The organism is Pseudomonas sp. CFBP13528 (assembly GCF_005233615.1).
Lineage (GTDB): Bacteria > Pseudomonadota > Gammaproteobacteria > Pseudomonadales > Pseudomonadaceae > Aquipseudomonas > Aquipseudomonas fluorescens_AM.
In genome coordinates this window covers 507,536-532,405 of record NZ_QGAJ01000001.1, presented here as the reverse complement: position 1 = coordinate 532,405, position 24,870 = coordinate 507,536, and the positions used below count along the sequence as shown (strand labels likewise).

Genomic DNA, 24,870 nt, shown 5'->3' with positions numbered 1-24,870 from the left:
TCACCTATAAACAAAGGTTATGGACTCGCCATGCGCTTGCGTCATATCGAAATCTTCCAGGCCATCCGCCAGACGGGCTCCATCAGCGCCGCCGCGCAATTGCTGCATGTCTCGCAACCGGCGGTGACCAAGGTGTTGCAGCACGCCGAACTGCAGTTGGGCTTTGCACTGTTCCTGCGGGTACGCGGCAAATTGCAGCCCACGCCGGAAGCCCTGGCGCTGGAAAGCGAAGTCGAGAAAGTCACCGCAAGCCTGCAAGGCGTGCGGCGCCTGGCTACCAGCCTGCGCCGCGAACCTGGGCAGAGCATCCGTATCGGTGCGATCCCGGCGTTGGCGCTGTCGCTGCTGCCGCCGTCAATCCTGGAATGGAAGCGCGATTACCCGGACATGGCCTGCGAGCTGTCCAGCGACCATAGCCGCGAACTGGTGCAGAAGCTGTTGATGCGCGAGATCGACCTCGCGCTGACGCTCAACTTCTCCGGCCATCCGGGGCTCACGACCCAAGTGCTGGCCAACGGCGTGCTGGTGGCGTTGGCGTCCGAGGGTTATTGGCCGGAAGCCGAACGCTATCAGCCCCTGCCGTTGGCCGAGCTGGCCGGGGCGCCGTTGATCGGCCTGTCCAGCGCCGACCCGCTGGCAGCGAAGCTGGGCAGCTACCTGGAAAATATCGACCCGCCGCCACGGGTGACGATCTCGGTGCAAACCTATTCCCTGGCACGTGCGATGGTCGAGTCCGGCGCCGGTCTGACCGTGATCGATCCGTTCACCGCGCTGGGTGCCTCAACCGCCACCACCCAGATCCGCACGCTCACCCCACCGCTGCCCATCACCCTCTACGCCCTGACCCGCGCCAACGAGCCACCACCGCATATGCTGGCCAAGCTGCTGGAGATTTTCAGCAGTCGTGCCTGTGAGCTATTGGCACGTCTTTAACAACACCGCAGATCCAGTGTGGGAGGGGGCTTGCCCCCGATAGCGATAGATCAGCCAGCACCTGCATCGACTGACTTCCCGCCATCGGGAGCAAGCCCCCTCCCACACTCAAAGCACGTAATGCATGATCGCCACAAAATGCAGCAGGCTGCCGCCGATCACAAACAAGTGCCAGATCCCATGGGAATGGCGCAGGCGGTCCTCCAGGGCAAAAAAGATAATGCCCACGGTGTACAGCACCCCGCCCGACGCCAGCCAGATAAACCCCGCCGTGCCCAACGCGGCGAGCAGCGGCTTGACCGCCACCAGCACGATCCAGCCCATCACCGCATAAATCACGATCGACAGAATGCGCGCCTCGGAACGCGGCTTGATCTCCTGCAAAATGCCGATCACCGCCAGCCCCCACACAATCCCGAACAGCGTCCAGCCCCACGGCCCGTGCAGCGTCACCAGGCAAAACGGGGTATAGCTGCCGGCGATCAACAGGTAGATCGAAAAGTGATCGACCTTCTGCATGATCTCTTTTCGCCGCCCCCGCACGCTGTGATACACCGTCGAGGCGCTGTACAGCACGATCAGCGTAAAGCCGTAAATCGCCACGCTGACGATCTTCCAGGGGCTCCCATCCAGGCTCGCCACCACCAGCATCCACACGGCGCCAATGCACGCCGCAACGGCACCGAGCAAATGGCTCCAGGCGTTGAATCGTTCTCCGTGGTACATCTGTCACCGACCTCCTGTAACCCCAAGCACATGCGGACAAGCGTCCTGCCTTGCGCATCAGAGTGCAAGCGCGTTATGACGTTCCGACGACGCCGCGCCGTTTTGCGGGCACAATCGAGGGCATGCGAACCAGAGCCACGGCCATGTTGATCGACGAAGAATTCACCCTCAAAAAGCTGGAAATCTTCCTGGCGTTCATGCGCACCGGCAACCTGGCCCGCGCTGCCGCCGAGTTGCAGACCAGCAACGTCAGCGTGCACCGTGCCATTCATTCGCTGGAAAATGCCCTGCGCTGCCCGCTGTTCAAACACGAGGGCCGCAACCTGACGCCGCTGGAAAGCGCCTATGTACTTGAAGAGCGCGCGCAGAAGCTGGTGGCCGACGTGGTCGACAGCGTGCGCCTGACCCGCGAAGCCGCCGGTTTCTCCGCCGAACGTTTCAAGCTGGGCTCGCTGTATTCGCTGACGGTCAAGACCGTCCCGCAACTGATCATGGGCCTGAAAATCCGCCGCAGCGAACTGAATATCGACCTGATCCTGGGCTCCAATTTCGACCTGCTCTACAAGCTCAAGAACATGGAAGTGGACGCGATCCTCATCTCCCTCGACGAGCACGCCAACGACCCGGACTGTGAGCAGATCGCACTGTTTTGCGACGACATCTTCCTCGCTACCCCGGCCGATTCCCCGTTCGACCGTGAGCGGCAAATCGACCTGGCCGACGTGCGCGATGCCACCTTCATCACCCTCACCCAGGGCTTCGCCACCCACCAGGACGGCAACCGGGTATTCAAGCAGGCGGGGTTCGAGCCGAAGGTGGCGATGCAGGTCAACGACATCTTCACGCTACTGAGCATGGTCAGCTCGGGGGTGGGTTATGCGCTGTTGCCGGGCAGGATCGCGGCGGTGTACGAAAACCGCGTGAAGCTGATACCGCTGCAACCCAGGTATCGGTTGCAGCAGCATATCGGCGTGGTGTTCCTGAAGGCCAAGGAGCGCGATCCGAATTTGCTGGCGCTGTTGGCGGAGTGTCGGATGTATGCCAATCGCCAGGCCTGAGACCGCTATCGGGGGCAAGCCCCCTCCCACGCTTGACCGCGTTCCAACATGAGAATGCGGTCAACATGTGGGAGGGGGCTTGCCCGCGATGGCGCCCGACCAAACACCGCCGCCTCCAAAACTACCCGACCAATCCCCGCACGATGAAGTACAGCAACGAAGGCCCAAGCAGGCAGCCCAACCCGGTATGAAACGTCGCCGTCAGCGCGCCATACGGCACCAACCGCCGATCCGTCGCCGCCAGCCCCGCCGTTACTCCGCTCACGGTGCCGGCCAGGCCCCCGAACACCATCGCCGAGCGCGGGTTGTCCAAACCCATCCAGCGCGCCGCCACCGGCGTGCCGACCATCACCAGAATCGCCTTGATCAACCCGGTGGCAATCGACAGCGCCATCACATCCGAGGTCGCGCCAATCGCCGCACCGGTCACCGGGCCGACGATGTAAGTCACCGCGCCCGCCCCGATGGTGGTCATGCTGATCGCATCGCGATAGCCGAAGGCCCAGGCCATGCTCGCACCGACGATGAACGGCAGGATCGTACCCAGCAGCAGGGCAATCACGCCGATCATGCCGGCTTTGCGCGCCTCGGTGGCCTGCACTTCAAACGCCGTGGCGACGATGGCGAAATCCCGCAACATCGCGCCGCCCATCAGGCCGATACCGGAGAACAGTGCCAGGTCCGCCAGGCCCTTCTGCCCGCCCGTGAGCGTGCCGCCGACCCAGGCCAGCACCAGACCGATGACGATGGCAATCGCCGAGCCATGGATGCGCCCGAACGTCAGGCGCTTGGACAGCACCACCGAAATCCACATCACCACGCCCACAAAGGCGAACGCGGTGACCAGGCCGTTGTGTTCCAAACCTTTTTCGATGAGGTCCCACATATCAGCGACCTCCTGCAGCGAGGATCAGCGGCTCTTCGGGCGGCAAAGGCTCACCTTTGTGCGTGCGGCTGATCAGGGCAATGGTGCAACCACACAGCACCACCGAACCGATGGCCGCCAGCACCGCAACCGGGCCGCCGTGCAATGCGGTGACCACGTTCTGTTGCGCGGCCATCGCCACGACCACGGGGATGTACATGGCGCCCCAGAAACCCACGCCCATCTCGCAATCCTTGGTCATGCCGCCGTGCTTTTGCATCCACAACCGCGCGCAGATCAGCAGGATCATCGCGATGCCCACGCCGCCCACATTGGATTTGACGCCCAGCAACACGCCGAGCATATCGCCCATGATCACGCCCGCGAGCGTGCAGATCGCCAGCAATGCCACACCGTAAATAATCATTGTTGTTGTCCTCAAAGTGCTCGATCGAAATTGTTGTTGTTGTGCTTCGAAAGCCTTGGGTCGTGCTTTATCGGTGGCGGCGCTCCTCCTCTTGCAGCAGCGCCTGCAAGGTATCCAGGCGCGCCCCTTCGCAGGCGATCACCGTGCCTTGTTCGAAGACGCGGCGTGACAGGCCGGTGAGCACCGCGCCCGGTGGCAGTTCGATCTGCAGGCGCACGCCGCGCTCGTAGGCGCTTTGCACGGTGCCGCGCCAGTCGACGACGCGGCACATGTTGAAAGCCAGGTCATCGCGCAGGTGCAGGGGGTTGTGAATGGGCCGCGCGCTTGTGCTGCTCAGGTAGGTGACGCGCGGCGCCTTGAGCGGGACAAAGGCCTGGGCGAGGACCTTGGCCGGTGCGTCCAGCAAGGCGCAGTGGGACGGTACGCTGACGGCCAGGCGCTTGGCGATGCCGTTGCCCTTGATGCGTTCGGCGACACGCTTCATCGCCGCGTCGCTGCCGGCAATGACCGTCTGGTTATCGGCATTGATATTGGCCAGGTACACCGGGGTCTGCGGGCTGTGGATTTCGGCGAGCAATGTTTCGACGGTGGCTAACTGCGGGCCGATGATTGCGGTCATTCCGTAGCCTTGTGGATAAGCGCTTTGCATCAGTTCGCCGCGCAGACTGACAAGTTTGATTGCATCGGCAAAGTCCAATGCGCCGGCGATGACAGCGGCGGGATAGGCGCCGACGGACAGGCCCGCGACGTAGTCCGGTGTGTGCTGCAACAGACGCGCATGCGCCACGCCAGCGATCAACAGGCAGAGCTGAACGGCGCGCGTAGACTCAAGGGCCTGTGCCGAATCGAGCCGGCGCACGTCTTCACCCAGGGCAGCGCTGGCCTCGTCAAGGACCTCGACGGGCAGCGACTGGAGCATGCCGACTCGCTGGGCGCCCTGCCCCGGAAATACCAACAGGCTGCTCATGCCACCGCCTGCCAGGGATCGACGACAAGGTGCGCCCCGTTGGCCGTTTTCAGCAGCACCCGGCGTGAAGCGCCCGCCCATTCACGCAAGGCGACAGCGCCGACGGGGGTTTGCAGTTGCAGGTCGACGGTGCACGGTGCGCTATCGAGCATCGCCAATAGCGCGTGCGCCTGCTGACGCTCAAGCGGCTCGGGGGTGCGCAGGATCAAATCCAGATCGCTCGCGGCATGCAACGCTTCGATGCCGCTGGCCAATTCGAAGCCGGCGCTGCCGCTGACGCCCCAGTCGTTATGCGCCAACAACGGCCGCAGTTGATCGAGTGCCCGCAGCGCCGGCAAATCCCGTGGCGAGGTCGCGTCCCGCAAAGCTTCGGGGGCCACACGCCGTTGTACCGCAGCAATGGGCATCTGCGCGGCAAAGCGCTGCTCGCGCAAACGCCCCCGCACACCGACCGCCACATGGCCCGGCTCGACGATGGCGCGGCGCACCACCACCGGGTGGCCGGCGCTGAGCGCATCCACCACCCAGCCGGGCGCATCGGCGCGCAGATGCGCCGGGGTCATGCCCCAGAGCAGGTCGTGGGCGTTCACCATTGCTCCCGCAGCAACTGGCGCACGTGGCTGGACGCCGCACGATTGGACGCCCCCAGGCGCCCGCTCAGATCGGCGCTATCGATATCCTTGATCGCATTCACCAGGCAATCGCTGACCCGTGCCACATCGTCCGCCGTTGGCTGTTCAATCTGGCTGACCGTCAACGTCTCCCACAGCAACCCAAGGCTGGCATAACTGTCGATGTCATACGCCATCGGCGGCACGCTGGCGGCCAGGGCTTCAAGCTCTTCGACGCTGCGCAGGGTGACCCGCGCCGCCGAGGCCTTGCCCATGGCATGCACCATCACGCCGGGGTCGCGCAGGGCAATCAGGCGATTGGCCTGGTAACCGTGGGCGAGGAACGCGCCGGACATGGCCTTGCCCACCAGCAGCGCAATCACCGGGTGCCCGGCCAGACGGGCGCGGGCGTAGCTGTCGGCGGCGGCGGCCAGGGCTTGATGGATGCCGAGGGCTTCTTCACGGCGGCCATAGGCTTGGCTGGGCACGTCGACGATAGCGATCAGCGGGCGTTTGTCGCCCCTGGCGATAGCGTCATCGACGGCCTTGGCGAGCCCCCAACCTTCCAGCAAGCCGACTTCGCCATTGCGTGCGCGCGCAAAGCGGTTGTTCGGGTCGGTGACCACGGCGAGAAAGCGCACGCTATGGCCGTTCAACTGGCCATCGGCGACCTGGAGCGAGTCGGGCAGCCCTTGTACCGGCGTCGCACCGGTGCTCAGCGCGTTAAACCACTGCAAACCTCTCATGAGCGTTCTCCCTGATACAGCGCGCGCACCGTCGCCGGGTCGATCTGCGGCGTAGCGTCCAGCTCGGCCAGGCGCGCCAGATAAAAATCAGCGCGGCGGCTACGTTGTTGTTCGGGCGCGCCTTGCTGCAACAGCGCGCTGACGGTCTGCTGGATCTGCACCACATCGTCCGCCACATAACGGTCGGCCAAACCACTGTTGAAGCGCTGTTCGCCACCCGTAAGGCTCCAGATAAACGGACGGTCGCGGGAGTCGTATTCGTCCAACCCGGCTTCCTGTTCGATCACCTGCGGGCCGTTCAAGCCCAGGCGCGCTTCACGGGTGACCACCAGATAGCTGCACAACCCTGCGGCAATGGACATGCCGCCGAAGCACCCCACACTCCCCGCCACCACGCCGATCACCGGCTGGTACTGGCGCAGATCGACAATCGCCGCGTGAATATCGGCAATGGCGGCCAGGCCGAGGTTGGCCTCCTGCAAGCGTACGCCACCGGTTTCCAGCAGCAGCACGGCGCGGGTCGGGATGCCGTTGCGGTTATCTTCAGCGGCCAGTTCCAGCGCTCCGGCGATCTTCGCGCCGCCTACTTCACCGAGGCTGCCGCCCTGGAAGTTACCTTCGATAGCGGCAATCACCACCGGCAGACCGGCAACGCTGCCTTTGGCGATGACCACCCCGTCATCCGCCTGGGGCACGACGCCCTGGCGGCTGAGCCACGGCGACATGACACGTTGAAATGGGTCGATCAGCTCGCGAAAGGTGCCGGCATCCAGCAACGCCTTGGCGCGCTGCCGAGCACCGAGTTCAACGAAGCTGTGTTTGTTGAGCCAATCAGTCATGGCCGATCTCCTCGAAGCCTTGCTCCAGGCGCAAACGCACCACGCCGGGCGTGGCGCCGAAATCGTGGATATCAATGTTCAAGGCCGGTGGCGTCTGTTCCTGGAAGATGCGTTCGAACAGGTGCTGCCAACGTTGCTCGGCACCATTGACCGAGGTTTGTACCTGGATGGTCAGCGTGCCGGCGGTGCCCGGTTCCAGCAGCACTTCAAGGTCGCCGGAGCCGACGCACCCCACCAGCGCACGGCCTTTTGGCGGCTGCCCGGCGGGGAATTCAAAGGATAGGGTTTGCATCACAACGCTCCGTCGAGGCGGTCGATAAACAGGCAGGCGGCCAACAGGTCGGCGGCACCGCCGGGGGAGGCATTCAGGGCCAGCAGTTGTTGGTCCAGCGCGTGCAGTTGGCGGCGGCCGGCCAGGGTCGCACTGCCGCCGGCGTCGAGCACGGCCTGGGCGCCCTGTTGCAGGGTGGTCAGGCCTTCGTAGCCGGCGCGGTAGAGCACGCAGGTGTCGGCCAGTTCGGTCATGATCGCGAGCAAGGCGTCCAGGCGCGCGTTCTGTTCTCCGGCGTTTTGCCGGCGGCTCTTGTGCAATTGCGGCAGGCCACGTTGCGTCACCGCGGGGAAGCCCAATTGCGCTTCTTCACGGGCACCGCGAGCGCCGTAACGTTGAGCGACCAGGACGCCGTGGCTCAGGGTTTGTGGCGCATGTCGGTCGTTGAGCAAGGCTAATCTGGCCGCGTTCAGCGTAACGGCGCCAGGGTCCAGGGCCGCTGCGGCGGTGAGCAGACCGAGTGCCCAGATCGCGCCGCGATGAGTATTTACGCCATTGGTGGTAATGAGCATCGTTTGCTCGCCTTCGCGGCCAATACGGCCGAGGGCTTCGCGCAGAGGCAGGCCGATTTCGCCGATTTCAAGCGCGGCCTCGGCCATTTCCTTGAACATCGGCCACAGCGACAGCGCCGAGGCGTGCATCAAGCCCAGGTGCAAATCGGTGTGAGCGCCGTTGCCTCGCCGGTCTACCAGGGCAGGTTTGGGCGACAAATCCGCTTCATCGATCAGCGCATCGACCGCCATATCCGCCAGGCGATCGGCCAGGCTCACTTCATGCAGTTTGAGGGCGCGCATCTACCAACTCCTGAATTTGGCGGGTGGGTTGTACAGGCCGCCGGACCAGTCCACCAGGTCGGCCACGCTCTTGGCGGCCAACAGCTCGCGGGTGGCGTCGGTGCGACGAATGCCAAGGTCTTCGGGCAGCGCAATCAAGCCTTCGCGGCGCATGCGGGCGGTGTCCTTGGGGTTGTGGCGCATACCGATGGCAGTGACCCCGGCGACGGCAGCGATCATTGCCTGGCGTTCTGCCAGGGAACGCGCCTTGTACAGGTAGGCGATGCCTTCTTCGGTGAGCAGGTGGGTGACGTCGTCGCCGTAGATCATGATCGGCGCCAGGGGCATGCCGCTTTTACGCGCCACTTCCACCGCGTCGAGGCTGTCGACGAAGGTGGGTTTGCCGCCTTCCTGGAAGGTCTCGACCATTTGCACGACGAGTTTTTTGCCGCGCTCAAGCAAGGCTTCCGGCGCGTCGTCGTGGCGCATGTCCAGCCAGGCTGGTGTGCCGTGGCGGCGACCGCGTGGGTCGTGGCCCATGTTCGGCGCGCCGCCAAAGCCGGCGAGGCGGCCACGGGTCACGGTGCTGGAATGGCCGTCGCCGTCGACCTGCAGGGTGGCGCCGATAAACAGGTCCACTGCGTACTGGCCGGCGAGTTGGCAGAACATGCGGTTGGAGCGCATGGAACCGTCGCGGCCGGTGAAGAACACATCCGGGCGTGCGGCGATGTAGTTTTCCATGCCCAGTTCAGTGCCGAAGCAATGCACGCTTTGCACCCAACCGCTTTCAATCGCCGGGATCAGCGTGGGGTGCGGGTTGAGGGTCCAGTTGCGGCAGATCTTGCCCTTCAGGCCCAGGGATTCGCCGTAAGTGGGCAGGATCAGTTCAATGGCGGCGGTGTTGAAGCCGATGCCGTGGTTGAGCGACTGCACATTGTGTTTTTCATAGATGCCACGGATCGCCATCATCGCCATCAGCACGTGTACCGGCTTGATATGACGTGGGTCACGGGTGAACAGCGGCTCGATGTAGAACGGCTTGTCGGCCACCACCACGAAATCCACCCAGCTGGCGGGGATGTCCACGCGCGGCAAGTCGGTGACGTCGTCCACCAACTCGTTGACCTGCACAATCACGATGCCATCGCTGAAGGCAGCAGGTTCGATCAGCGCGGGGGTGTCTTCGGTGCTGGCGCCGGTGTAAATGTTGCCGGCGCGGTCGGCCATGAAGCCGGCCGAAAGCACCACGTTGGGAATCAGGTCCACCACCAGGCGCGCATAGAGTTCGATGTAGGTATGGATCGCGCCGATTTCCAGTAGGCCGTCTTCCAGCAACTGGCTGATGCGCAGGGATTGGGTGCCGGCGAAGGAAAAATCCAGCTTGCGCGCGATGCCTTTTTCAAACAGGTCCAGGTGCTCGGAACGCCCGACACTGGGCATGATCATGTGCAAATCGTGGAGCTTTGCGGGGTCGGCCTTGGCCAGGGAACGCGAGAGGAAGTCGGCCTGCTTCTGGTTGTTGCCTTCCAGCACTACGCGGTCGCCGGGGAGGATCAGCGCTTCAAGGGCCTCGACGATCTTGTCGCCGGGCAGCACCGTCCCGTCTGCAAACTGTTTGACCAGCCCGAGCCGCCGCTGCTTCTCGTCGCGCCGCCGCGTCCAGCGCGAGTCGGGGGTGATGGTTGTTGTCATGGTTGCTCCACGGGGGGGTTGCTGTCGTGGGGCTTTACCTTAGGAGTGATTCTTGGGGCCATCAATCAAGCTGGGCAGCAAACCGTTACGCCTGGAGTAACGAAGACCAAAATGTGGAAGGGGGCTTGCCCCCGATGGCGGGGGGTCAGCTGATAAATAGGTGGCTGATACACCGCTATCGGGGGCAAGCCCCCTCCCACATTTGATCTGTAGCGCCTGCTAGATAGCGGTCCCAGAAAGGGAACGATCAGTCCCTGATTGGGACCGTTTCAAAAAGCTGGGGACGGGCTGACTTGCTCTAATGCCCTATCGACCAATAATTGCCCCAACTCTGCCATTTGTTGAATCCCAAGCATGATGGCGCGCTGGGAGGTGTCCAGATCGAAGGCCAGGCGCGCGGGCCTCTCATCACAAGTTCATGCACGGCCCAAAATCTTGCAGGAAAAGTCCGAGAGCCAGCTCATCACAACACCATCATCACCTTGACCTTCCCTAGGCCTTCCAGTGCATAACTGTGGTACTCATAGATTCTTCCCTGAATAACCAGCTGCAGGGCCCCCCCGTCATTATTGACTTGGACATCCGGCTCTTTTGTTTTGAGAAAAGGAGGTGCAGACACTAATGCGCTGAGTATTTCCTGATCACTTCCCAAATCCTTATGCACGTAATACCTGTAGGAAAACCCCACCGTCGCGCCACCTTGGCTATCTCGCGCACCATAGATCGACATACCGTTGCCCAGGGAATGCTTCAACACCACTTCATCCAGATCCGGTGTGCCAGGCGACAGGATCCAACTGCCGCCGATATAAATCAGGCAGACCACAAGCAGACAATTACGCAGAACAGGCATGAGGCGCTCAGTGGCCTTGCGAAATGGCATATTCAATACCTCTTCTTATCCAATAATATTGGTCCCGAGGGTCACCAAAAGGCTCACCGCCGCACCATGATTCAAAATCCGGCGGCATTAACAGTACAGCCATTTGCGGATCCTTGCTGGCAGTGAGGAACGGAGAAACTAACCACTCCACTCCGGCCTGAACACCCGCCTAATCCAAATCAGAACTCGCCTACAGCAACTCCATCCTATTCCGACATACCGCCCATTTATGGTTGTCGATGCAAAGTGCCTACGACTTATGTCAGGCCGAGCATCGGGAGCAGCCGGTGATTGAGCGGTTTGCGCGGATTGATTGAGAATGGAGAAAGTGGGAGGGGCTTACCCCCGATAGCAGTGGGTCAGCTAACACATTTCCGGCTGATACACCGCTATCGGGGGCAAGCCCCCTCCCACATTTGCTCAGTAGCGCCTGAGAAGTTCATGCACGGCCCAAAATCTTGCAGGAAAAATCCGAAGGCCACCCGCAGTCTGTCAAACACCGGTACTTTAATGTGGGAGGGGGCTTGCCCCCGATGGCAGTGGGTCAGCCAGAGATTTATCAACTGACACTCTGTCATCGGGGGCAAGCCCCCTCCCACAGTGGATCTTCATAGGGCTCAGGCTCAGGCCAAGCCGGATTCGGCCAGCAGCGCTTCAAGCCCCATCAGGTCCGGCACCTTTGCCACATGTTCTCCCACTTGCACCGCCGCCAGTTCCAGCGGGCACAGCGGGACGTCCACGTAGCTCAATTCGCTGTCGAGTTTGTACGAGCGCGGTATTCCCTGGATTACCAGTGCGATGAACTTAAGCGTCGACCGCCCGCCCAAGGCGTTCAACACCACGATCCTGGAGCGTTCGCCGGTCGCGCTGGCTTCGCCGCACACGGCTTCGAAGCTGATCAAGGGTATGTGCCGATCCCGCCAGGTGACTTGGCGCAGGTACCACGGCGGTGCATCACTGGCCGGTTCGCCGCGTTGGAAGTCGATCAGTTCGGCCACCGCGACATTCGGCAGGATCAGATGACGGTCAGCCAACGGCAGCAACAGCCCGGTGAGTTGGCTCGCGCGGTGGTCAAGCATGGGACTTGCTCCAGTAAGCAATGCTCTCGAGCAAGACCGACTCCTGGTACGGCTTGCCGAGGTAGTCGTTGACGCCGATGGCCATGGCGCGGTCGCGGTGTTTCTGGCCGGTGCGCGAGGTGATCATGATGATCGGCAGGCGCATCAGGCGCGCGTCGTTGCGCACCTGGATCGCCACTTCAAACCCGTCCATGCGCGGCATTTCGATGTCGAGCAGCATCAGGTCCGGGGTGTGCTCTTCGAGTAGGGCGAGGGCGTCGATGCCGTCCTTGGCGGTCAGCACGTTCATGCCGTTGCGCTCCAGCAGGCGGCTGGTGACTTTGCGCACGGTGACCGAATCGTCCACCACCAGCACCAGCAGCGGACGCTTTTTCAGCGGGTCGTTGAGGGTCAGTGGCGTGTCCACCGACTGCGCCGGCAACGCCGGTGGCCGCGCGCGGATGTGCGCCAACAGGTCGATGATCAGCACCACGCGCCCATCGCCCAGGATCGTCGCGCCGGACAAGCCCTGCACCCCGGCAAATTGCGGCCCCAGGCCCTTGACCACGATCTCGCGCGTCCCCGCCATGGCATCCACATGCACCGCCACATGCCGCTCGTTGCACTGCATCAGCAACACCGGCACCGGCTGGTACTGGCCGAGCAGCTTGGGGCGACTGACGGTGTGCAACAGGTCGCCCAGGTAAAACAGTTCGTAGCGTTGGCCGGCATATTCATAACGCGGTGGATCCTGCTGGTAATGCCCCGCCAATTCATGGGGCAGCACACGTACCAGGCCTTCGATGGTATTAAGCGCAATCGCATATTGATCGTCCGCGCATTGCACCATCAGGGCGCGATTGACCGACACGGTAAACGGCAGGCGAATCCTGAAATGCACCCCCACGCCCGGGATCGAGTCGATCACCATCGAGCCACCGAGTTGGCGCACTTCCTCATGCACCACGTCCATGCCCACGCCGCGTCCGGAAATCTGGGTGATCTTTTCCGCAGTGGAAAATCCCGGTTGCAGGATGAACTGCAGCACGTCGCGGTCGCTGATCTCTTGATTGGGGTCGAGCAGGCCGCGCTTGATCGCCTTGCGGCGTACGGCTTCAAGGGGCACACCAGCGCCGTCGTCGCGCATGTCGAAGACGATATCGCCGCCTTCGTGGGTCAGGTCCAGGCTGATGCGCCCCCTCTGCGGCTTGCCCGCTTGCAGGCGCACCTCGCGGGACTCAAGGCCATGGTCGACGGCGTTGCGCAGCATGTGTTCCAACGGCGCCGCCATACGCTCCAGCACGTTGCGATCCATCTCGCCCTCGGCATTGCCGACCACAAAATCCACGTCCTTGCCCAGCTCATCGGCCACCTGGCGCACGATGCGCTTGAGGCGCGGCAGCATGCGCTCGAACGGCACCATGCGCGTGCGCATCAGGCCTTCCTGCAATTGGGTGTTGATGCGCGCCTGTTGCTGCAACAGGTCGTGGGCGTCCTGGTTGCGGCGCTCGAGGGTTTCCTTGAGGTCGAGCAAATCGGAGGCGGATTCGGACAGCGCGCGGGACAATTGCTGCAATTGCGAATGGCGATCCATTTCCAGCGGGTCGAATTCCTCGTAGCCCAGGCGCTCGGCCTCGGCCTGCTGGCGACTGAAAAGACCGCTCTGGGTTTCGCTGTCGAGGCGGCGCAGTTGGTCGCGCATGCGCTCGATGGTGGTTTCCACTTCCGTGAGCGCGGTGCGCGCATCGTTGACCTGCTGCTCGATACGGCCACGGAAGATCGAGGTTTCGCCGGCCAGGTTGACCAGATCGTCGAGCAGTTCGGCGGAGATCTTCACCATGTCGGCAGCCGGATCGACCACCGCTTCCGCCTTAGCCGCCGGCAACGCCACCGGCACCACCGACTCTTCGCTTGGGTGCACCAGGCTCTTGATGCGCTCGATCAGCTTGTCCACCGAGCCTACCGGCAAGCCGTCCGCCACTGCATCGATCATCTGCGCCAGCCGGTCGTGGCAACCCTGCAACAGCGCGAACAGTTCGGACGACGGCGCCAGCAGCCCGGCGGACAGCCCCTCGTAGAGAAACTCCAGCTCGTGGGCCAGGTCGCCAATCGGGCCGATCTCGACCATGCGTGCGCCACCCTTGAGGGTGTGCAGGTCACGCAACAGGGTTTCGACTTCCTGGCGATTGCCGGGCTCGGCCTGCCAGCGCAGCAATGCACTGCCTGAACTGTCGAGAATATCGGCGGCTTCCTCGAGGAAAATATCCAGCAGCTCGGGGTCGGCGCCCCAGGGTTGCGGCGCAGCAACCGGGGCCGCCGAAACGCTGCTCTGGCGCAGTTCGCGCAACCTGGCGACCAGTTCGACACTGTCGCTCAAGGGTTGCTGCCGGTGCAGCTCGTCAAGTTGCAAGGCCAGGCGTTCATGACTGGCCATCAGTGCCTGGGACAGCTCGGTGGAGTAACTGTAGCGACGGTCCACCAGGCCCTCATAGACGCATTCCAGCTCCTGGGCCAGATCGCCCACCGCGTCGATTTCGGCCATGCGCGCGCCGCCCTTGAGGGTGTGCAAATCGCGCTGCAACGAGGACAACGGCGCCATGCCATCGGGCTCCAGCAACCAGCGCTTGAGGGATTGCCCCGCGCTGTCGAGGATATCCACGGCCTCTTCAAGGAAGATGTCGACGATCTCATCGTCCATCGCCGTGTGCCGGCTCAGTTGCTCGGTCGCGGCGCCCAGCTCGGCGATGCTCGGGGCGCGGCTGCCGTGACTTTTGATCAGGCCGGTGGCGGACGGATCGAGGGCGTCATCGAGCAATTCGCGCAGGGCCTGGACCCGGGCCGGCGCCGGGCTGATTTCCTGCCCGGCTGCCAGTTGGTCGAGCATGGTGATCAACGCTTCATGGGCCTGCTCGGCCTCATGGAAAAACCGCTCGCTGACCGCCAGGCTGCTCTCTTCTACCGCGCCATAAAGGTCGAGCAAGGCTTCGCACAATTGATCGATAGGGTGCAGGTCGGCGAGGTGCGCGCCCTCGCCCAGGGTGGTCAGTTCGTCGAGCAGCGCGGTGAGTTCCTGGCGCTCGCCGGGGTGTTGCTGCCAGCGACGTAGCAGGCTTTCGGCGTCAAGCAGGATGTCCATGCCCCGGGCCAGGAAGTTGGTGATCAGGTGCGGATCGCGCTTGATGTGCAGGCCGGTGCTGGGGGCGTTGAGCAGTGCTTCGAGCTGTTGGTCCAACAGGCTTTGGGTGCGCTTGATCAAGTCCGCCGCGCCCTTGATCGGCGCCAGGGGATTGCTGTCCAGTTCGCGTAGCCCGCGCTGGAACACGCCTTCGGCTTCCAGTAACAGCTCGACTTCATCCAGGTCCAGCGGCAGACGATGCGCCTTGTATTCGCGGGTCAGATGGTCCAGCGGACGTGCCAGTTCAGCCATCGGCAACACGCCGGCCATGTAGGCGCTGCCCTTGAGGGTGTGCAGGGCGCGTTGCAGTTCATCACTGACTTGCAGCGGCACGTGTTCGGCGGCCTGTTGCAGGAACTGGTTGAGGCTGTCCAGATGGCTCTGGGCTTCGTTGCGGAAAATCTCCAGCAGCATCGGGTCGTGAGGCTCGACAGCCGCTTCCTGGGCGCCGCTGGCCAACGCGTGGGCGCGGGCAGCGAGGGCGTCGACCTCATCGCGCTGACGCTGTTGACCGGTGGCGAAGTCGGCGATCAGCGCCGGCAGCAGCGCCACCGCCTCATCCAGCACCTGCTGCACCTCGGGGCCGATCGCCACGCTACGCTCCAGCACGCGGTTGAGCAGGTTTTCCACGGCCCAGGCCAGTTCGGCCACGACCAGGGCGCGGACCATGCGACCACTGCCTTTCAAGGTGTGGAAGGCACGGCGCATTTCGCCCTGGGCGGTTTTGTCCGCGCAGTCGGGCAAATAACGGTGCAGCACCTGAAGGACTTCATCGGTCTCTTCGAGGAAGACTTCGCGCAACTCGTCGTCAATCGGCGCTTCATCGAGGGGAGGCGGCAGCAGACTGCCCGGACGTTGCAGGGCTGGCGGGTTGAGACGCGAAGTGGGGCTGGCCAGCGCATCGAACCGGGATTGGCTTGGCGCGGTGTCGCCGGACAAGGCCCCCTCGGGTGCAGCCAAGGCCTGGCGCCAGGGTTTTTCCAGCGGCAGATAGCCCAGCTCGCTCAGGGCCTGAGTAGCCAGTTCCAGGACTTTTTCCCCTGCTGCGTCGGGGTCCTGGAGCATGCGTTCCAGGTAGTATTCAAGGCTGCTGATCACGTCGGCAAAGCGCGCCAACTGCGCCTCACCGGGCGCGGTGTCGTTGACCATCAACTGCTCATCGACGTAATCGGTACACCCGCGCATCAGGCTCGCCGCGCGCGGCAGTGGAATCATCGCCAGGGCGCCGCGCACCTGGCTCAACAGCTCAGGCAGGGATTCGAGGCGCTGGCGGTCCCAGTCGGCCTCGATGCAGTCGATCACCAACTCCTTGGCCTGGCGCAGGCACTGGCAGGATTCGCGGATCACCAATTGGTGGATCTGGGTCAGGTCAGTGGTCGGCAGACGGCTGTCTTCACGGCTTTGCGGTTCGACGGTACCGACCATTCCGGCCAGCGTGGCCTCGACGTAGAGCAACGCCCCGGCGACGTCCATCAATACGGCGTCACTGGGTTCGCGCTGCCCCTGGACCAGGCTCAATACCACGGCGAGCTGGTCGATGATGACTTTGCGCGGCTGGCCGAAACCGAGCACCGCCAGGGTGTCGGCGATCTGGCGCAGCGGCGCCAGCAGCGGGTCAAGGTCCTGGGTGTGCTGGCGGTCGCTGCGCACGAACAGATCGAGGCGCTCCTTGACCCGTACCAGCTCTTCGCACAATGCGCCGAGTACCGAGCCCATGGCATTGCGGTCCGGCTCGGCCAGGCGCGCGCGTTCGGCATCGACCACGGCACTGTCGGGCAAGGCCTCATCCAGACCGTAGCGTTCCTTGAGACTTTGCATGCGCGGCGTCGGCCGAGTGACTTTGGCGACGTAGAACAGCAGGCTCTTGAGCAATTCATCCGGCGCCGGCTGGTTGATCCCGCCGATGCCCTGCGCCAGCAGGCGCTTGAGTTGCTTACCGCTGGCCTTGAGCAGGCTGCGCAGTGCCGGGCTGTTGGCGATCACGCCCGTCAGCATGCCTTCGACCAGCGCCGAGGTGACCTGCCACAGCGGCAACAGCGGCGCGCCCTGGCACAGCGCCTCCAGGCGCGCGAAGACCCGCGCCATGTCTTCCAGGTTGCTCGGGCCGTGGTCCTCGCGCAGCAAGCCGGCCAGGGCTTGTTGCAGCAATGCGTGCCATTGGCGCAGTTGCGGGTGAAGGTCCGGCGGTGTGCGTTGAGTCAGTGCCTCATCGGGCAGCGCCGCGATGGTCAACAATTGTGGGCTGAACAGGCTGGTCTCCGACAGCAGGCTTTCACCGCGGGCGCTGCGCAGGTCGTTGAGCAGCGGCAACACCACCAGCGGCAGGTCGCGCCGGGCGCTGTGCACGCGGTCCAGGTACAGCGGCAATTGGCCGAGGGCCTGTTGCAGCAGGCGGATGCTTTCGTCGCGCTGGCCGACGTGCCCGGCCTGCAGCGCGAGGGCCAGGGCTTCGATCTCTTCAGCCAGCAGGGCCGCGCCGTAGAACTCGACCATCTGCAGCGCGCCATGTACCTGATGGATACCGGCCAGGCACGCATCAAGGGCGTCGCCGGTTTCAACGTAAGCGTCCAGCGCCGAACGGGCCTGTTTCAGGGTTTCGGCAATGTCGCCCTTGACCCATTCGAGGGCCACGTAGTCGTGCCGATCAACCATAACTGCTCCGCTTGGAATTCATGGGTTGCTGGTCTCTCACAACAATGGAGAACCAATGTGGAGGGGGCTTGCCCCCGATGGCGGTGTGTCAGGCGACCAGCTTTTGACTGTTGGACTGCAATCGGGGGCAAGCCCCCTCCCACATTTGGAGCGCATTTCAGTCATCGGTCTGCCTGGCTGCCGGCAGGGTAAAACCCGACACCGACCGGCGCAACTGACTGGCCATTTTTGCCAGGTTACCAATGCTTTCGGCAGTCGCCGTGGAACCCGACGACGTCTGCGTGGTGATCTGCTGAATCACATTCATCGTCAACGAAATCTGCCCCGCCGATGAGGTCTGCTGCTGCGCCGCATTGGAAATGCTCTGGATCAGCGCCGCCAGGGTTTTCGACACGCCTTCGATCTCTTCCAGCGCCACCCCGGCGTCCTGGGCCAGCCGCGCACCGCGCACCACTTCGGTAGTGGTCTGCTCCATGGAGATGACGGCTTCGTTGGTATCGGCCTGGATCGCCCTCACCAGGGTTTCGATCTGCCGGGTGGCGGCCGAGGAGCGCTCGGCCAGCCGTTGCACTTCATCGGCCACCACCGCAAAACCGCGCCCGGCATCCCCGGCCATGCTCGCCTGGATAGCCGCGTTCAGGGCGAGGATGTTGGTCTGGTCGGCGATGTCGTCGATCAGGCTGACGATGTCGCCAATCTCCTGGGACGATTCACCCAGGCGCTTGATGCGCTTGGCGGTGTCCTGGATCTGTTCGCGGATGTTGTCCATGCCGTGGATGGTGTTGTGCACCACCTCATTGCCCTTGTTGGCAATCTCCACCGAACGCTCGGCCACCGCCGAGGACTCGGCGGCGTTGGCCGACACCTGATCGATGGACTGGGCCATCTGGTTGATTGCGGTGGAGGCTTCGGCGATCTGCTGGGCCTGATGCTCCGAGGCCTGGGCCAGGTGCATGGCGGTGGCCTGGGTGTCCTGCACCGCGCCGGCGACTTGCCCGGCGGTGAGGTTGATGGTGGCCACCAGGTCGCGCAGCTGGTCCACCGAATAGTTGATCGAGTCGGCAATGGTGCCGGTGAAATCTTCGGTGACCGAGGCCGTGACGGTCAGGTCGCCGTCGGCCAGGTCTTCGATTTCGTCCAGCAGGCGCATGATCGCGTTCTGATTGCGCTCGTTCTTTTCGGCGGTTTCGCGCAGCTGGCGGTTGGTCTCGCGCACCATCACCAGGCCGATCAGGATGATCGAGGCCAGCGCCAGCAGCCCCAGCACATAGCCGCCGAGGGTATCCAGGCTGCGCCCGCCGGCCAGGTTCTCGAAACCGGTGGCCAGGTGCGAGGCTTCATCGAGCAGGGTTTGCGACAGGTTGAAAATGTTGCTCGCCGACGCGCGTACCTGAAACAACTGCGGCGAGGTTTCGAGGATTTCATCCACGGAACCCGAGACGAATTCGAACAGTTCGGCGATCTCCGCTAACCGCGCGCGGGCGTCAGGGTCTTCGACCTGGGTGATGCGCAGGCCAGGGTTGCCGTTGAGCATGCCATTGAGCACCACGCCAAAACGATTGGCGTCGCGACCAAAGGCATCGGCGGCCTGCACGGCGGTTTCGTCGCCGGCGAGCACGGTATTGACCGCCCCCAGGATGCGCTCGGCCAGCAGTGACTGACGCTGGGCCAGCGCCACCTGGCTCGCGGGGGCGCCGCGCTGGAGCAGGATGTCGACGACTTTCTCCGACTCTACCTGCAACTGCGGCACGGTTTCGGCGAGGGTGGCGGCCACCTGGTGCAACGACAGTACGGTCTGTTCGCTGGCCAAAATGGCATCAGTGTTTTTCAGCAGGGCTTCCCAGTCGGTCTGCACCGCGCGCATCTCAGCGCGTACGGCACTGGGCGCGGCCGGCAGGCCGGTTTGCGGGTCGCCTTTTTTCAGGTAGCCCCAGCGCTGGGCGAAGTCGTTGCGCGCCTCGCCCAGCAGCTTGAACGCGGCCGCCTTGCCGGCGGCGGCTTCGGTGGCGTTCTTGGCGATGCGCTGGGACAGCACCCGCAGTTCGCCCGCGTGGCCGATGTACTGTTTGTCGTAGGTGGACTGGGTGTTGAGGTACGCGAAGTTGGCGAACAACAGCATGATGAACACGATCAGCGCAATAAACAGCACGATGATCTGCGAGCGGCTGCGCGAGGCAGCCTGGGGCTTGGGCGTGGTCACGGTGCTCATGCGGCCACATCCATGAAGCCCGGAGCCTGGGCCAGGGCGAAGGGGCTGAAGACCTGCCACTGCGGATCGCCATCGAACTGGCCCTGGATAAACGGCGCGCCGGAGGCGGTATTCGCCATCCACGCGTCGAGTGCAAAATGTTGCATGCCCACCACCTCGTCCACCAGCAACCCGACAAACAGATCGTTGTATTCAACCACCAGCACCCGCCGCTGCTTGCGCGCCTTGGACAGTTCCTGGCCGAGAAACCCGCCCAGGTCCATGACCGGCAACAAGCGCCCGCGCAGATTGGCCACGCCCTTGACCCAGGGCTTTACCCCAGGCATCAGGGTGCAGCGCGGCTCATGCAACACCTCGGCGACTTCGCCCATGGGCGCCACATACCAGTGCTGCCCCAGGCGAAAGCCGATCCCGCTCCAGCGTTGCAGGCGGGTTTCCTGGGACGGCAGGTCGGCGGCCAGCAGGCGGCAGCGGCGGTCGATGTCCAGCAGCAGCTCAAAGGCGGTTTGCGACTCGGTCATGATGGCGTGCCGTCAACCGGCCAGCACCTTGTTCAGCGTGGCGATCAGGGTTTCTTCGTCCACCGGCTTGGTCAGGTAATCCTTGGCACCCTGGCGTGCGCCCCAGATCTTGTCGGTTTCCTGGTCCTTGGTGGTGATGATGATGATCGGGATACCGTTGGTTTCCGGCTCCTTGGACAACTGGCGCGTGGCCTGGAAGCCATTGAGCCCCGGCATCACGATATCCATCAGTACCGCGTCGGGCTTTTCCTGGCGGGCCAGGGCCACGCCGTCCGCGCCATTTTCGGCCTTCAATACCTGGTGGCCATGCTTTTCCAGCATGCCGGTCAGTTTGTACATTTCGGTCGGCGAATCGTCGACGATCAGAACACGTGCCATGGTTTTCCCCACTACATTGGTCGGCGCCGGCCCTCGGGGGCGGCGTCAGTGTGCTTGTTCTACTGCGGCGAAGGCAGGCACATAGGCCTTGATCGCACCCAGCAGTTCTTCCTTGCTGAAAGGCTTGGTCAAAAACTGATCGACCCCCACGGTACGCCCCTTGGCCTTGTCGAACAGGCCGTCCCTGGAGGACAGCATAATCACCGGGATCGACTTGAATGCCGGGTTGTTCTTCACCAGGGCACAGGTCTGGTAGCCATCCAGGCGCGGCATCATGATGTCGACAAAGATAATGTGCGGGTGATGATCCACAATTCGCGCCAGGGCATCGAAACCGTCGATGGCCGTGATGACCTCGCACCCCGTGTTCTTCAACAGCGTCTCGGCGGTGCGGCGGATCGTTTTCGAATCGTCGATCACCATCACTCTCAAGGCGTTGGAATGCTGTTCCATAGTTGCTCTACCATCGCCACAGCGAATCGGTTTTCGGTGTGTACTGCCTGATGTGTCACAGGATGAGCCCCGCAGGCCTTGGAATTCAAGGGCTGCTGCGCCGTGGCAGTCTTTTTAGCACAGTCTCCGGGCGCAATCTATCGAGGCACTCGCCTAGTGGTTTTTCCTTGACCCGCAACAGCCGCAGCGCCACTCTGACGCCACTTTTATGCGCCCCAATTTGCCAGAGGAAATAACCCATGAGCGTTCGCGTCGGCATTGTCATGGACCCTATTGCCAGCATTTCCTATAAAAAGGACAGCTCGCTGGCCATGCTCCTGGCCGCCCAGGCCCGCGGCTGGAGCCTGTTCTATATGGAACAGCGCGACCTTTACCAGGGCGATGGCGAGGCCCGTGCGCGGATGCGTCCGTTGCAGGTATTCGCCAACCCCGAGAAGTGGTTCGAACTTCAGGATGAAATCGACAGCCCCCTGAGCGATCTGGACGTGATCCTGATGCGCAAGGACCCGCCGTTCGACATGGAATTCGTGTATTCCACCTACCTGCTGGAGCAGGCCGAGCGCGCCGGCGTATTGATCGTCAACAAGCCGCAAAGCCTGCGCGACTGCAATGAAAAACTGTTCGCCACGCTGTTTCCACAATGCACGCCGCCGACGGTGGTCAGCCGCCGCGCCGATGTACTGCGCGAGTTCGCCGCCAGGCATGGCGATGTGATCCTCAAGCCGCTGGACGGCATGGGCGGCACCTCGATCTTCCGTCACCGCGCAGGCGACCCGAACCTGTCGGTGATCCTGGAAACCCTGACCGCGCTGGGCACCCAGCAGATCATGGGCCAGGCCTACCTGCCGGCGATCAAGGACGGCGACAAGCGCATCCTGATGATCGACGGCGAGCCGGTGGATTACTGCCTGGCACGCATCCCGGCGGCCGGCGAGACCCGTGGCAACCTGGCGGCCGGTGGCCGTGGTGAAGCGCGACCGCTGTCGGACAAGGATCGTTGGATCGCCGCCCAAGTGGGCCCGACCCTTCGCGAAAAAGGTTTGCTGTTCGTAGGACTTGACGTAATCGGCGAGAACCTCACCGAAATCAATGTCACCAGCCCGACCTGTATTCGCGAGATTGATAACGCATTTGGCACCAATATCGGGGAAATGTTGATGGCTGTGATTGCCGAAAAGCTGCAAGTTGCAAGCGACAAGCCGCAAGTTTGAAGCAGACCGCGTTTAAGCTTGTAGCTGCAAGCCGGCCGCAAGCTTAAGGCAAACCGCGTTTAAGCTTGCAGCTTGTAACTTGTCGCTTGAAGCTAAAAACCAACATTGCGCTATCATGCCGAACCCCGATACAGGTGATGTTGGTTTTATGCCTCTGCCGTCCGAACTGCCCCCCGAACTCTCCCACAGCGGCGTGCGCCCGGCTGATCGGCTCGGATTTACCCTGTTTCTGGCGGCGCTGGTTCACCTCGCACTGATTCTGGGCGTGGGTTTCACGATGGTCGAACCCAAACAGATCACCAAGACCCTGGAAATCACGCTTGCCACCTTCAAGAGCGATAAAAAGCCCGAGAAGGCTGACTTTCTCGCCCAGGAAAACCAGCAAGGCAGCGGCACCCTCGACAAGAAAGCCGTGCCCAAGACCACCGAAGTGGCACCGTTCCAGGACAACAAGGTCAACAAAGTCACCCCGCCGCCGGCCCCCAGACCGGAAGTCAAACAGGCTACGCCCAAGGCTGCCGTGACCACCGTTGCGCCCAAGCCGCAAAAAGCTCCTACCCAGCGCGAAAAAACCAAAACCGAGCCCAAACCCGAGCCCGTCAAGCCTGCGCCGACATTCGACAGCTCGACGCTGTCCGACGAAATTTCCAGCCTGGAAGCCGAATTGGCCCACGAACAGCAGCTCTACGCCAAGCGCCCACGCATCTACCGCTTGAACGCCGCCTCGACCATGCGCGACAAAGGCGCCTGGTATAAGGATGAATGGCGCAAGAAGGTCGAGCGCATCGGCAACCTCAACTATCCGGAAGAGGCGCGCCGCCAGCAGATCTATGGCAATTTGCGCCTGTTGGTGTCGATCAACCGTGACGGTTCGCTCTATGAAGTGCAGGTGCTGGAGTCATCCGGCCAGCCCTTGCTGGACCAGGCCGCCCAGCGCATCGTGCGCCTGGCCGCGCCCTTTGCGCCCTTTACCGGCGACCTGAACGACGTGGACCGCCTGGAAATCATCCGTACCTGGAAATTCGCCAGGGGCGATCGGCTGTCCAGCAACTGACTCCGGCACTTTCCTTCACTGTAGGAGCGAGCTTGCTCGCGAAAAACGCATAGGCGGCGCGGACTACCTGATAGCACTGCGTCATCGTTAACGACCTTCGCGAGCAAGGGCTAGCCGCCCGCCTCGCTCCTACAGAAAAGCAGACGGCGCTCTATTAGGGTCACGCTCAGCTTGTCAGTTCGCCCCTCCGACGCCACACTAGCGGACATGAAAAATGTCAGCCCGACCTACCTCAAGCACCACTTCCTGATCGCCATGCCCCATATGGCCGACCCGAACTTTGCGCAGACCTTGACCTACATCGTCGAGCACACGGCCAATGGTGCCATGGGGTTGGTGGTGAACCGCCCGCAGGAGCTGAACCTGGCCGATATCCTTGAGCAACTGCGCCCGGAAATCGATCCTCCCGCCAGTTGCCAGGGCGTACCGATCTACATCGGCGGGCCGGTGCAGACCGATCGCGGTTTCGTGTTGCACCCCACCGGGCCGAAATTCCAGGCCACGGTGGACCTTGAGGGCGTATCCCTGTCCACATCCCAGGACGTGTTGTTCGCGATTGCCGACGGCGTCGGCCCTGAACAAAGTGTGATCACCCTGGGATACGCCGGTTGGGAAGCCGGGCAACTGGAGGCCGAACTGGCCAGCAATGCCTGGCTGACCTGCCCCTTCGACGCCGACATCCTGTTCAACACCGCCAGCGAACTGCGCCTGGAAGCCGCCGCCGCCAAGCTGCGGGTCAACCTCAGCCTGTTGACCAGCCAGGCGGGGCACGCCTGATGGCTTTGCGTCTGATCCTGGGATTTGACTACGGCACCAAGCAGATCGGCGTTGCGGTCGGCCAGGTCATCACCGGCCAGGCCCGCGAGCTGTGCACATTGAAGGCCCAGAACGGCGTGCCGGACTGGAACCAGGTCGAAGCCCTGATCAAGGAATGGAAGCCCGATGCAGTCGTGGTCGGCCTGCCCTTGAACATGGATGGCACCCCCAGCGACATGTGCCTGCGCGCCGAAAAGTTCGCCCGCCGCCTCAACGGCCGCTACAACCTGCCCTTCTATACCCACGATGAACGCCTGACCACCTTTGAAGCCAAGGGCGAGCGACGCGACCGTGGCGGACAGAAAGGCAGTTACCGCGACAACCCCGTGGACGCCATCGCCGCCGCCCTGTTGTTGCAGGGCTGGCTGGATGAAAACACCGCTTTATTTGAATCCTGACCCGCCGCGATCCTGTGGGAGCGGGCTTGCCCGCGAAGAACGTTAACGATACCGCGTGAAGGCTGGATGAACGCGGTGCCCATGAGTTTTTCGC

General features: G+C 63.0%; 23 protein-coding genes and 1 pseudogene. 7 read left to right on the top strand and 17 right to left on the bottom strand.

Features of this window, described 5'->3' with window-relative positions; translation table 11 throughout:
* Positions 1–30 precede the first annotated feature (30 nt).
* A complete protein-coding gene (locus PspCFBP13528_RS02540; protein ID WP_137199581.1) occupies positions 31–933 on the top strand; it encodes a LysR family transcriptional regulator in 903 nt (300 codons plus the stop codon).
* Positions 934–1,041: 108 nt separating this feature from the next.
* Here the strand turns inward: PspCFBP13528_RS02540 and PspCFBP13528_RS02535 are convergent, their stop codons facing one another.
* Positions 1,042–1,659: a hemolysin III family protein gene (locus PspCFBP13528_RS02535; RefSeq protein ID WP_065885378.1), complete on the bottom strand. Its 618-nt coding sequence runs from the start codon at positions 1,657–1,659 to the stop codon at positions 1,042–1,044.
* 143 nt (positions 1,660–1,802) lie between these two features.
* Between PspCFBP13528_RS02535 and PspCFBP13528_RS02530 the strand changes: the two genes are divergently transcribed.
* Positions 1,803–2,717: a LysR substrate-binding domain-containing protein gene (locus tag PspCFBP13528_RS02530; protein ID WP_065949560.1), complete on the top strand. Its 915-nt coding sequence runs from the start codon at positions 1,803–1,805 to the stop codon at positions 2,715–2,717.
* 121 nt (positions 2,718–2,838) lie between these two features.
* On the opposite strand, the gene madM is transcribed toward PspCFBP13528_RS02530, so the two are convergent.
* From madM to PspCFBP13528_RS02480, 10 genes are all read right to left on the bottom strand, one after another.
* Positions 2,839–3,603: a malonate transporter subunit MadM gene (gene madM / locus PspCFBP13528_RS02525; protein WP_065949561.1), complete on the bottom strand. Its 765-nt coding sequence runs from the start codon at positions 3,601–3,603 to the stop codon at positions 2,839–2,841.
* A gap of 1 nt (position 3,604) precedes the next feature.
* Positions 3,605–4,009, bottom strand: coding sequence for a malonate transporter subunit MadL (gene madL, locus PspCFBP13528_RS02520; protein WP_101221330.1), 405 nt, complete (start codon positions 4,007–4,009; stop codon positions 3,605–3,607).
* Between the two features lie 67 nt (positions 4,010–4,076).
* Positions 4,077–4,976 (bottom strand): malonate decarboxylase subunit epsilon, encoded by a 900-nt coding sequence (gene mdcH, locus PspCFBP13528_RS02515; RefSeq protein ID WP_101221329.1) that lies wholly within the window; start codon positions 4,974–4,976, stop codon positions 4,077–4,079.
* Positions 4,973–5,569 (bottom strand): malonate decarboxylase holo-ACP synthase, encoded by a 597-nt coding sequence (locus tag PspCFBP13528_RS02510; protein ID WP_065949564.1) that lies wholly within the window; start codon positions 5,567–5,569, stop codon positions 4,973–4,975. Before PspCFBP13528_RS02510 ends, mdcH begins: the two co-directional genes overlap by 4 nt.
* A complete protein-coding gene (mdcE, locus tag PspCFBP13528_RS02505; protein WP_137199580.1) occupies positions 5,563–6,333 on the bottom strand; it encodes a biotin-independent malonate decarboxylase subunit gamma in 771 nt (256 codons plus the stop codon). The genes PspCFBP13528_RS02510 and mdcE overlap by 7 nt, the downstream gene beginning before the upstream one ends.
* A complete protein-coding gene (locus PspCFBP13528_RS02500) occupies positions 6,330–7,172 on the bottom strand; it encodes a biotin-independent malonate decarboxylase subunit beta (protein ID WP_101221327.1) in 843 nt (280 codons plus the stop codon). The genes mdcE and PspCFBP13528_RS02500 overlap by 4 nt, the downstream gene beginning before the upstream one ends.
* Positions 7,165–7,464 (bottom strand): malonate decarboxylase subunit delta, encoded by a 300-nt coding sequence (locus PspCFBP13528_RS02495; RefSeq protein WP_065949567.1) that lies wholly within the window; start codon positions 7,462–7,464, stop codon positions 7,165–7,167. Before PspCFBP13528_RS02495 ends, PspCFBP13528_RS02500 begins: the two co-directional genes overlap by 8 nt.
* Complete coding sequence (locus PspCFBP13528_RS02490; RefSeq protein WP_137199579.1) at positions 7,464–8,297, bottom strand: triphosphoribosyl-dephospho-CoA synthase; 834 nt, start codon at positions 8,295–8,297, stop codon at positions 7,464–7,466. The genes PspCFBP13528_RS02495 and PspCFBP13528_RS02490 overlap by 1 nt, the downstream gene beginning before the upstream one ends.
* Positions 8,298–9,968 carry a malonate decarboxylase subunit alpha gene (gene mdcA, locus PspCFBP13528_RS02485; RefSeq protein WP_137199578.1) on the bottom strand — a complete coding sequence of 557 codons (1,671 nt, stop codon included), beginning with the start codon at positions 9,966–9,968 and terminating at the stop codon, positions 8,298–8,300.
* A gap of 463 nt (positions 9,969–10,431) precedes the next feature.
* A complete protein-coding gene (locus PspCFBP13528_RS02480) occupies positions 10,432–10,851 on the bottom strand; it encodes a hypothetical protein (protein WP_137199577.1) in 420 nt (139 codons plus the stop codon).
* A gap of 221 nt (positions 10,852–11,072) precedes the next feature.
* On the opposite strand from PspCFBP13528_RS02480, the pseudogene PspCFBP13528_RS27740 reads away from it, so the two are divergent.
* A pseudogene (locus tag PspCFBP13528_RS27740) lies at positions 11,073–11,168 on the top strand (addiction module antidote protein, HigA family); the annotation flags it as partial.
* Between the two features lie 306 nt (positions 11,169–11,474).
* Here PspCFBP13528_RS27740 and PspCFBP13528_RS02460 read toward each other — a convergent pair.
* From PspCFBP13528_RS02460 to pilG, 6 genes are all read right to left on the bottom strand, one after another.
* Positions 11,475–11,930 carry a chemotaxis protein CheW gene (locus PspCFBP13528_RS02460; protein WP_137199575.1) on the bottom strand — a complete coding sequence of 152 codons (456 nt, stop codon included), beginning with the start codon at positions 11,928–11,930 and terminating at the stop codon, positions 11,475–11,477.
* Positions 11,923–17,736 carry an Hpt domain-containing protein gene (locus PspCFBP13528_RS02455; RefSeq protein ID WP_137199574.1) on the bottom strand — a complete coding sequence of 1,938 codons (5,814 nt, stop codon included), beginning with the start codon at positions 17,734–17,736 and terminating at the stop codon, positions 11,923–11,925. Before PspCFBP13528_RS02455 ends, PspCFBP13528_RS02460 begins: the two co-directional genes overlap by 8 nt.
* Before the next feature lie 157 nt (positions 17,737–17,893).
* The gene (locus tag PspCFBP13528_RS02450) at positions 17,894–19,945 is read right to left on the bottom strand and encodes a methyl-accepting chemotaxis protein (RefSeq protein WP_137199573.1); all 2,052 of its coding nucleotides are present in this window, start codon (positions 19,943–19,945) and stop codon (positions 17,894–17,896) included.
* Entirely contained in the window at positions 19,942–20,466 is a 525-nt protein-coding gene (locus PspCFBP13528_RS02445) for a chemotaxis protein CheW (RefSeq protein WP_065949573.1), read from the bottom strand. Before PspCFBP13528_RS02445 ends, PspCFBP13528_RS02450 begins: the two co-directional genes overlap by 4 nt.
* Before the next feature lie 12 nt (positions 20,467–20,478).
* A complete protein-coding gene (gene pilH / locus PspCFBP13528_RS02440) occupies positions 20,479–20,844 on the bottom strand; it encodes a twitching motility response regulator PilH (protein WP_014720320.1) in 366 nt (121 codons plus the stop codon).
* A 45-nt stretch (positions 20,845–20,889) separates the two neighbouring features.
* Complete coding sequence (gene pilG / locus PspCFBP13528_RS02435) at positions 20,890–21,297, bottom strand: twitching motility response regulator PilG (RefSeq protein ID WP_065949574.1); 408 nt, start codon at positions 21,295–21,297, stop codon at positions 20,890–20,892.
* A gap of 239 nt (positions 21,298–21,536) precedes the next feature.
* On the opposite strand from pilG, the gene gshB reads away from it, so the two are divergent.
* The 4 genes from gshB (at position 21,537) to ruvX (ending at position 24,776) form a co-directional block, all read left to right on the top strand.
* Positions 21,537–22,508 carry a glutathione synthase gene (gene gshB / locus PspCFBP13528_RS02430; protein WP_065949575.1) on the top strand — a complete coding sequence of 324 codons (972 nt, stop codon included), beginning with the start codon at positions 21,537–21,539 and terminating at the stop codon, positions 22,506–22,508.
* A gap of 148 nt (positions 22,509–22,656) precedes the next feature.
* Positions 22,657–23,562, top strand: a complete 906-nt coding sequence (locus tag PspCFBP13528_RS02425) for an energy transducer TonB (RefSeq protein WP_101220199.1) — start codon at positions 22,657–22,659, stop codon at positions 23,560–23,562.
* Between the two features lie 207 nt (positions 23,563–23,769).
* The gene (locus tag PspCFBP13528_RS02420; RefSeq protein ID WP_065891570.1) at positions 23,770–24,339 is read left to right on the top strand and encodes a YqgE/AlgH family protein; all 570 of its coding nucleotides are present in this window, start codon (positions 23,770–23,772) and stop codon (positions 24,337–24,339) included.
* Positions 24,339–24,776, top strand: a complete 438-nt coding sequence (gene ruvX, locus PspCFBP13528_RS02415) for a Holliday junction resolvase RuvX (protein WP_003195067.1) — start codon at positions 24,339–24,341, stop codon at positions 24,774–24,776. The genes PspCFBP13528_RS02420 and ruvX overlap by 1 nt, the downstream gene beginning before the upstream one ends.
* Positions 24,777–24,870 lie beyond the last annotated feature (94 nt).

Bases quoted from the DNA above. Each gene is read 5' to 3' on its own strand.
- PspCFBP13528_RS02450 (WP_137199573.1), bottom strand. From the start codon at position 19,945: ATGAGCACCGTGACCACGCCCAAGCCCCAGGCTGCCTCGCGCAGCCGC.
- gshB (WP_065949575.1), top strand. From the start codon at position 21,537: ATGAGCGTTCGCGTCGGCATTGTCATGGACCCTATTGCCAGCATTTCC.
- ruvX (WP_003195067.1), top strand. From the start codon at position 24,339: ATGGCTTTGCGTCTGATCCTGGGATTTGACTACGGCACCAAGCAGATC.
- PspCFBP13528_RS02540 (WP_137199581.1), top strand. From the start codon at position 31: ATGCGCTTGCGTCATATCGAAATCTTCCAGGCCATCCGCCAGACGGGC.
- mdcA (WP_137199578.1), bottom strand. From the start codon at position 9,968: ATGACAACAACCATCACCCCCGACTCGCGCTGGACGCGGCGGCGCGAC.
- PspCFBP13528_RS02510 (WP_065949564.1), bottom strand. From the start codon at position 5,569: ATGGTGAACGCCCACGACCTGCTCTGGGGCATGACCCCGGCGCATCTG.
- PspCFBP13528_RS02425 (WP_101220199.1), top strand. From the start codon at position 22,657: ATGCCTCTGCCGTCCGAACTGCCCCCCGAACTCTCCCACAGCGGCGTG.
- pilH (WP_014720320.1), bottom strand. From the start codon at position 20,844: ATGGCACGTGTTCTGATCGTCGACGATTCGCCGACCGAAATGTACAAA.
- PspCFBP13528_RS02490 (WP_137199579.1), bottom strand. From the start codon at position 8,297: ATGCGCGCCCTCAAACTGCATGAAGTGAGCCTGGCCGATCGCCTGGCG.
- PspCFBP13528_RS02530 (WP_065949560.1), top strand. From the start codon at position 1,803: ATGTTGATCGACGAAGAATTCACCCTCAAAAAGCTGGAAATCTTCCTG.
- mdcE (WP_137199580.1), bottom strand. From the start codon at position 6,333: ATGAGAGGTTTGCAGTGGTTTAACGCGCTGAGCACCGGTGCGACGCCG.
- PspCFBP13528_RS02500 (WP_101221327.1), bottom strand. From the start codon at position 7,172: ATGACTGATTGGCTCAACAAACACAGCTTCGTTGAACTCGGTGCTCGG.
- madL (WP_101221330.1), bottom strand. From the start codon at position 4,009: ATGATTATTTACGGTGTGGCATTGCTGGCGATCTGCACGCTCGCGGGC.
- PspCFBP13528_RS02445 (WP_065949573.1), bottom strand. From the start codon at position 20,466: ATGACCGAGTCGCAAACCGCCTTTGAGCTGCTGCTGGACATCGACCGC.
- madM (WP_065949561.1), bottom strand. From the start codon at position 3,603: ATGTGGGACCTCATCGAAAAAGGTTTGGAACACAACGGCCTGGTCACC.
- mdcH (WP_101221329.1), bottom strand. From the start codon at position 4,976: ATGAGCAGCCTGTTGGTATTTCCGGGGCAGGGCGCCCAGCGAGTCGGC.
- PspCFBP13528_RS02455 (WP_137199574.1), bottom strand. From the start codon at position 17,736: ATGGTTGATCGGCACGACTACGTGGCCCTCGAATGGGTCAAGGGCGAC.
- pilG (WP_065949574.1), bottom strand. From the start codon at position 21,297: ATGGAACAGCATTCCAACGCCTTGAGAGTGATGGTGATCGACGATTCG.
- PspCFBP13528_RS02420 (WP_065891570.1), top strand. From the start codon at position 23,770: ATGAAAAATGTCAGCCCGACCTACCTCAAGCACCACTTCCTGATCGCC.
- PspCFBP13528_RS02480 (WP_137199577.1), bottom strand. From the start codon at position 10,851: ATGCCATTTCGCAAGGCCACTGAGCGCCTCATGCCTGTTCTGCGTAAT.
- PspCFBP13528_RS02495 (WP_065949567.1), bottom strand. From the start codon at position 7,464: ATGCAAACCCTATCCTTTGAATTCCCCGCCGGGCAGCCGCCAAAAGGC.
- PspCFBP13528_RS02460 (WP_137199575.1), bottom strand. From the start codon at position 11,930: ATGCTTGACCACCGCGCGAGCCAACTCACCGGGCTGTTGCTGCCGTTG.
- PspCFBP13528_RS02535 (WP_065885378.1), bottom strand. From the start codon at position 1,659: ATGTACCACGGAGAACGATTCAACGCCTGGAGCCATTTGCTCGGTGCC.